The sequence below is a fragment of the Candidatus Contendobacter odensis Run_B_J11 genome (genome assembly GCF_000531125.1).
Classification (GTDB): domain Bacteria; phylum Pseudomonadota; class Gammaproteobacteria; order Competibacterales; family Competibacteraceae; genus Contendibacter; species Contendibacter odensensis.
Genome location: NZ_CBTK010000130.1, coordinates 1 through 7,653 on the forward strand (window position 1 = coordinate 1; position 7,653 = coordinate 7,653).

The following is a 7,653-nucleotide window of genomic DNA, read 5'->3' on the forward strand; positions in this document are numbered from 1 at the left end:
GCTCTTCAAGAGTCCATTGCATAATAATGTATGTATGGATATCAATTGGGAAGACTATATCCCGCCGAGGTAAGACCTGGTTCAACAACGCACGGATATCCCGGCCACTCAACAACGGTCGAGTCTGATGGTGAAGCTGACGCTCTTCCAACAGGAAGAGCATCGCCATCATGACCAGCGCCATGTGAGGGTGCCAGCCTCGCCAGCCCCGGACTTGAGAGTCACCCAGTCCGACGTCCTGTTTGCCTTGTTGCAAAGCGCGCTCAATCCAATAGCGCTGGCCTTGCATGAACGCCCGTCGGGGTGCCGGCGTGTCCGCTGGGGCGTTGCTCAGGCTCTATTTGATCTCGGTCGGCGTGTCGATCTCCCGGCGCACGATCAAGTGCCACGGCCGGGCCTGGGCTTCTTCGCCATCCCACAACCCCACGCGTTGATGCAGAATCTCCACCCGCAACGGGCCTTTCGTGCCCTCGCGCAAGGTGACGGGTTGCCAGGCGGTCGCGGGTGGCTGCTGCGCCCAGTGGTCGATCCGCAGGGCGAGGGTTTGCGTCTGAAGGGCCGTCGGGGGCCGACCGCGTGGACTTGCGGGAGGCGGGACGAGGGGTTGCGGATCGTCCAGATCAATCCGTGGGTCCCGGTGAATATCCCCGACGAAGACCTCCCCTTGCGCATCAAGGGCGCGCAGGAAGGCGGGATCATTGCCATAGAAGCCATCAAACCCCACCCCGGCAAAGCCAATGCCCTGTTGCCGGGCGTGGGTGATCATCGCCAGGGCCAAGTCCGTTTTGCGCAGGAAGCCCTGCTGCGCCTTGGGAATCCCCGCCGCCTGACAGCGGGCGGCCTTCGTGGTCCACGCATCGGGCAAAAACAACCGTTCGTCAATCAAAGTGACGTCCGTCCCCCGACTCAGTGCGGCAAAGACGCCGACTTGACTGTTCTCCACCTTGCCCAACTGACCACACCATTGCCGGCCCACCCCGACCGATGGTGTGCCTTTCTTCGGAAAACCACTTTCATCCATCAGCAAGGCGCTATCCTCATGCCCTCCCAACAGCCGGTTGGCCTCTTGGGCCACCTGGTCCAGGACCGCGCGCTCGGACCAGGCCGACTCGCTCAGCCTATGTTGCAAGGCCTGATGATCCGCGTCGGGAATCACCTCTTCCATCCGCTCCATGTTCTTGGTTTCCGCTTGGAGCAACCCACGGACATACTGCTGAGCCGCCGTCTCGACCGTCCGCGTCCGCTGGCGGAAATAACCGCTGAAGCGATTAGAGAAGTCCATGAACCGCTGACCGATCCCGGCCAGCAACCCCACTGCGGCGTCAGCGGTCGAGTTTTTTTAAGGCTTCCGTGTGTGTCTCTTTCATGCTCTGCCTCATGAACCTTGTCTTTTGATCAGAATCGTATTATCCTTATTTTTAGTTATAAATCAAAAAGATAAATCTAACAAAGTAGAAATAGGTATTCGATGCAGTGTGCTTGGGAAAAATCACCCCGTAAATATTTAGGTGATGCTCCATCCGTTGTTTGTGGCAACGCCACCCGTTTCGCCCAATCCCGCCACCGCTGACGCCACTTAGCCCCCCTTTGAAAAAGGAAGGCTAGGTGGGATTTCCTGGTCAGACGCAACTATAACCGGTTCAGAAAAGCTATATTCATCCGCTGAAGCCCCTTGCCAACCACCATCCACCTTTATTCATGACCTCATCCGGCCCGCACCTGACGCTTATCCGACTGCTGTTGTGTAGCCTGGTTTTAGTCGCCGAACCGTTGCGAGCACAGGAAGACATCGCGCCGATCATCGCTACGGAAACCCGCGAAAACGGCACCCTCACCGTGACGGTCGAGGGTGTGGACGGGCCACTGCGCGACAACGTGCTGGCTCATCTGGAACTGAACCGCTTCGCCGATCAGGCGGCACCGGAAGAAAGCCGGATGCGCTGGTTGCACGCCCGCGCTGAAACCCAAATCCGCGAGGCGCTGCAACCGTTTGGCTACTACGAACCCACCATTGCGTCCACCCTGAACCGCACCCCCAACGGCTGGGAAGCGCGTTACCAGATTCAGCCTGGTCGTGCGCTGCGCATCGCCACGCTAGATGTGCAAATCCTTGGTGAAGGTCAACAGGATCCAGCGTTCCAAGCGGTGTTAACCCGATTGCCACTGGCTCAGGGTCAGGTTCTTAATCAACTTCAATACGAGCAGATCAAACGGACGCTGGAAATGCTGGCCACCGAGCGTGGTTATTTCAACGCCCAATTTACCGAAAGCACGATCCGGATTGATCTTGAAGCCTACGAAGCCACGATTCATCTGCATTACGATACCGGCCCGCGTTATCGCTTCGGCGCCATCACCTTCAAGCAGGATTTCCTGTCGCCTAAACTGCTCAACCGCTACCCACGCTTCAAGCCCGGCGATCCCTACGACGCCAGCGATCTGCTCAAGCTGCAAGGCGACCTCAGCGGCGCTCCCTACTTCAGTCAGGTTCAGGTCAACGCCCCGCCCGACGCCGCCACCGATACCGCGCCGGTCAACGTGGAACTGGAACCCAACAAGCAACGCAAGTACAGCGCCGGTCTCGGTTACGGCACCGACACCGGCGCCCGGGTCAAGCTGCGCGCCGAACAGCGCTGGCTCAATCGCCAGGGTCACCACGCCGAGCAAGAGCTGCAATGGTCCACGATCAAATCGCTGGTCGGCATCAAATACAAAATCCCTGGCGCTGATCCGACTACCGATGAGTATTCCCTGACGGCTGGCTATTCCCAGCAGGACTACAACCAACAGAATTACCAACTGTTCACGCTGGGCGGTGGCTGGCAACAGCAAGATGGCAAGTGGCTGAAGAATTACAACCTGAACTACCAATACGAGCAATTCAGCGTGGGCGACCAACCCACATCCAGCTCATTGTTGCTGATTCCCGGCCTGAACTGGACCTGGATTGACGCCGACGACCGTTTGTATCCCACTCGTGGCCTGTTGTTCGGCTTTGAGTTGCGCGGCGCTTCGACGGCACTGCTCTCGGACCTTAACTTCGTGCAAGGCGTATTGCGTCTGAAAGGCGTGTATGCCCTGAATGACACTAGCCGATTCATTGCCCGTGGTGATGTAGGTGCCACTGTGATCAGTGAAGGTTTCGATCAATTGCCCACCTCGCTGCGCTTTTTCACCGGCGGCGACACCAGCGTGCGCGGCTATGCCTTCAACAGCATCGGCCCCACCGACACCGCCGGCGTGGTGATTGGTGGCAAAAATCTGTTGGTGGGCAGTCTGGAATACGAACATAGAATCTGGGACGGCTGGAGTCTCGCCACCTTCGTGGACAGTGGCGATACCTTCAACGGCGCGGCGCCCGAATTAAAAACCGGCGTCGGAATCGGGCTGCGCTGGCGCTCGCCGGTCGGGCCGGTGCGGATCGATCTGGCCTCCGGGCTGGATCGCCCGCCAGGTGATGCCTTCCGCTTCTCCTTCAGCATCGGGCCTGAGCTATGAACGGGTTTCACTCGATGCGCCGCTGGATCGGGCTGTTTGCTATAAACGGGTTTCGCTTGGTACGCCGCTGGTTCTGGCTGTTGGGATTGCCGTTGTTGGTGCTGCTACTGGCGTTGCTGGCGCTGGGATTTTTGATCTCCACCGAAACCGGCCTGCATGGCCTGCTGGCGCTGGCCGAACGGGCGGCGCCGGGTCAATTGAGCGTCGGCACCGTCAGCGGCCGGTTGCTGGGGCCGTTGCGGATCGAAAATCTGCGTTATCAGGACGGTCCATTGCAACTGACGCTGGCCGGCGCCGATCTCGACTGGCAACCGACCGATCTGTTCTCCGGTGAATTGAATATCACCCGCCTGCATTTCAATGGCCTGGAAGTGCAGTTGCCGCCCGGCGATAGCACACCGTCCGCGCCTGAACCGCTGGTCTTACCCGATATCCGCCTGCCGCTGACCGTGAACATCAGCGATCTCCAAGGCCGCGCCATCCGCATTCAATTGCCCAATGCTGATCCGATCCTATTCGATGCCATCAACTTCAATGCCCGCACCGAGGCCGATGGTCTGAGCCTCGAAACCCTGGAAATCCGGGCGCCCCAAGGCGAAGTTCGCCTGAGTGGCCGACTGAATCCTACCGGCACTTATCCGTTGCAAATCAAGCTCGATTGGCAACTGCTCACTCCGGATCATGGCGCGTTCAGCGGGCGTGGCGAAATCAGCGGCGAATTGCACGACCGGCTGCAATGGACGCAGAACATTAGCGGTGCGGCCACCCTGGATTTAAGTGGCGAAATCGGCCAGCCCTTAACTCCTAAACCAACCTGGTCGGTTCTGGCTGCTTTGAAGGTGGCCGATCTCAAGCCGTTCATGCCGGAACTGGCGGGTCAACCGCTGACGGCCCGGATCGAGGCCCAAGGCGTCCTGATGCAGTTTCAAGGACAGGGCGAAATGTCCACCTCTCTGCCGGAACTCGGCCCTGCGACCTTGCAGTTCACCGCCAACGGCAATGATCAAGGGTTAAAACTGGACGAATTGCGGCTGACCACTGCTAACCGGCCGCTGACCTTGATCGCCAAGGGCGAGGTGCAATTCGCTGAATTGCGCTTTGACGCCAGCGGGCAATGGCAATCCCTGGTCTGGCCGCTGACCGGTCCGGCTCAGGTTGAAAGCGCCCAAGGTGAATTCGCGGTCAAGGGCACGGCTCAGGATTATCAGTTTCAGCTTGCCGCCGAAGTGCAAGGGCCGGACGTTCCCAAGGGCCGCTGGACGTTGAACGGCCAGGGTTCGGATCAGGCGGTGCGCGAGGTGAAACTGAGCGGCCAGACTTTAGAAGGAACGATTGAGGGCAATGCCAATGTCGCTTGGTTGCCGGCAGTGCGTTGGCAAGCGGCATTGACTGGAACCGGACTCAATCCCGGCGCGCAGTGGCCGGATGTTCCGGGCAAATTGAAGCTGCGACTTAAAAGCGAGGGTGTTCTCGAAAACTCGATCTTAAAAGCCACTGCGCTCATTGAGGAACTGTCCGGAACGCTGAGTGGACAGGAACTAATCGGCAATGCGGAGGTGGCGCTTCAGGATCAAAATCTGACGATTAAAACGCTACGGATGAAAGTCGGAGATGCCCGACTGGAGGCGGAGGGTTCATTAGCGCAGCGCTGGGATTTGCGCTGGAAACTGGATGCGCCGCGACTGCAAGGACTGGTTCCCAACCTGAGCGGAGCCATCGCCAGCAGCGGCGCTTTGAGCGGCCTCCGCGACCGTCCCGCCGTAGCGGCCAACTTTACGGTGCAAAAGCTGCGGCATGGCGATACCCAGATTCAACAATTGCGCGGTGAAGCTAATATTGATGTCGGTGGCGGCAGCCGTTCGCAATTAAAAATCACCGGCGACGGACTGACGCTGGGCGGCCAGAACTGGAAGAGTTTCACCCTCGACGGTTCCGGCACTCCAGCCGCGCACGATCTCAAGGCGGAACTGGTCGGCGATCCGGGCCGCTTCCTGCTCGCCCTCGCCGGCAGCCTGCAAACGTCGCCTCTGCTCTGGCAAGGCCGCATCACTCAGTTAAGCGCCAAGGATACGGTTGCGGGTGCCTGGAGCCTGGATAAACCGGCGGCGGTGCGCGCCTCGAACCGGCAGGCCAATCTCGACGCCGCCTGTCTGAGCAGCGCCCCGACCCGCGTTTGCGTGCAAGGCCAGTGGGATGCAGCCAGCGGTTTCAAGGGTCAGGTGCAACTGAGCAACCTCACGCCGGAACGGTTCAAGAGCTTCCTGCCGCCAGGGCTGAATCTTGTAACCAGCATCAGCGGTAACGCTACCGTCAACGGCAAACCCGGCGGCGCGTTGCAAGGCAAGCTAAATCTCAGCGTCGCCCCTGGTCGCTTGCAAATGGAAGCCAACGGCCAGCCGATTCGCTTCATCCTCAACGGCGGCAGTCTGCAAAGCGATCTCAATGGGCGCATCCTCAACACCCAAATCAAGCTCGATCTGGCTCAGACTGGGCAATTGCAGGCCAATCTCCAAGTTCAGGATCCGTTCGCTGCCGCCCAGCTCAATGGCAAAGTCAATGCCGCGATCACCGACCTTGGCGTGATGTCGTTGTTCGTGCCGCAGTTGCAAAAGGTCTCTGGACAATTAAAGGCCGATATCAGCGTCACCGGTCCCCTTTCCAAGCTGGCGTTGCGCGGTGAAATTCGCCTGGAAAACGCTGGGGCTGCGATTCCCGAAGCGGGGATCACGCTCCAGAATCTGCAACTCACCGCCGCCAGCAATGGACAGGGACCGTTGCAATTGTCCGGTTCGGTTCGTTCCGGCTCCGGCCAATTGCAACTGTCCGGCGAGGCGGATCCGCTGAAACCGCAGTTGAGCCTAAGCATCAAGGGACAGAATTTTCAGGCACTCGATACCAGCGATTTACGAATTCAACTCAGTCCTGATCTAAAGCTGAATGTCGTCCAGCAGCAGGTGCGGATTGAGGGTGACTTAACCATTCCACAGGCTTTTCTGCGACCCGGCGGTGATCGGCCCGGTGCGATCAGCGCCTCTAACGATGTAGTGATCGTGAATGGTCGCAACGGGGATGAAGCACCATCCCGGCCCAGAGGTTTTGCGATCTACGCCAGAGTACGAGTCATTTTAGGTGACAAGGTGCAAGTAGAAACGCCCGCTTTCAAGGGCAGGCTCGCCGGGAGCTTGCTGATCGAGGAGACACCACAACTGGCGCCGCGAGGCAGTGGCAGCATCGAGGTTGTTGCGGGCAACTATCGGATTTTCGGCGAGGAGATTCAGATTCAGCGCGGGCAATTACTGTTCAGCAGCAGCCCGCTCGACAATCCGGGGCTGAATTTTCGGGTCGCCCGGCAAAGCCAGAACACCAGTGATCAGATTATTGCTGGCGCACAAATTCGGGGAACGCTGAAACAGCCACAGATGACCCTGTTCTCCGAACCCAAGATGCCCGATGCCGATATTCTGTCCTATCTGGTGCTGGGTCGATCCCCGCAAAGCGGCGGTTCCGAATCCGCGCTGCTGTTCAAGGCCGCTAATGCTCTAGGTTTGGGCGGTGACGCACTGACCAAGGGCCTGGGCGATGCCTTTGGGTTGGACTCTCTGCAATTGGAGTCTAGCGGCGGCAGAGAAAAAACTTCGCTCATGCTAGGCAGGTATTTATCACCGGATTTATATGTCGGTTATGGAGTGGGCCTGTTCAACGCAGTCAATACCTTCAACGTCAAATTCCGGCTGAGCCGACGACTAACCTTGGAATCCAATAGCAGCGCGGTTGGGACTGGCGTTGATTTGATTTACACGATTGAGCGTTAATCCGGTTGGCTAATGCGAGTGAATCGCTCTCATGTTCACGGCAACGCGGGCAACCCCAGTTCTTCGAGGAACGCATTGTGTTTGTCCCGTGCCGCCTTGATGTTTTGCGTAAGTCGCACCATATCCATACTGACAACCTGCAAATCAATCTCTATTTCAGCTTGCGCGGTGCTGATGTAGCGCGAGATGTTCAGGTTGTAGCCGTTGGCTTCGATCTCATCCATCGGCACGCGACGGGCGTAGCGTTGTTCTTCGCAGCGGAACTGGTAGGTGGCAATGATCTTGCAGCAATTCCCGCTCTCCTTATTTAGACCCACTTTTTAATAGGTCGATTAATGATTTC

Annotated in this window: 3 protein-coding genes and 2 pseudogenes; 2 read left to right on the forward strand and 3 right to left on the reverse strand. The window is 58.4% G+C overall.

Annotated elements, in window-relative coordinates; translation table 11 throughout:
* Together BN874_RS25595 and BN874_RS09905 are read right to left on the reverse strand one after the other, a co-directional pair.
* Positions 1-289: pseudogene (locus BN874_RS25595) on the reverse strand (hypothetical protein); the annotation flags it as partial.
* 48 nt (positions 290-337) lie between these two features.
* Entirely contained in the window at positions 338-1,282 is a 945-nt protein-coding gene (locus BN874_RS09905; protein WP_154724850.1) for an IS701 family transposase, read from the reverse strand.
* 416 nt (positions 1,283-1,698) lie between these two features.
* Here BN874_RS09905 and BN874_RS09910 point away from each other — a divergent pair, with 416 nt between their 5' ends.
* Positions 1,699-3,498: an autotransporter assembly complex protein TamA gene (locus tag BN874_RS09910; protein ID WP_051497681.1), complete on the forward strand. Its 1,800-nt coding sequence runs from the start codon at positions 1,699-1,701 to the stop codon at positions 3,496-3,498.
* A complete protein-coding gene (locus BN874_RS09915; protein WP_034432672.1) occupies positions 3,495-7,310 on the forward strand; it encodes a translocation/assembly module TamB domain-containing protein in 3,816 nt (1,271 codons plus the stop codon). The genes BN874_RS09910 and BN874_RS09915 overlap by 4 nt, the downstream gene beginning before the upstream one ends.
* A 35-nt stretch (positions 7,311-7,345) precedes the next feature.
* Here BN874_RS09915 and BN874_RS09920 read toward each other — a convergent pair.
* Positions 7,346-7,594, reverse strand: a pseudogene (locus BN874_RS09920) (N-6 DNA methylase); the annotation flags it as partial.
* Positions 7,595-7,653 lie beyond the last annotated feature (59 nt).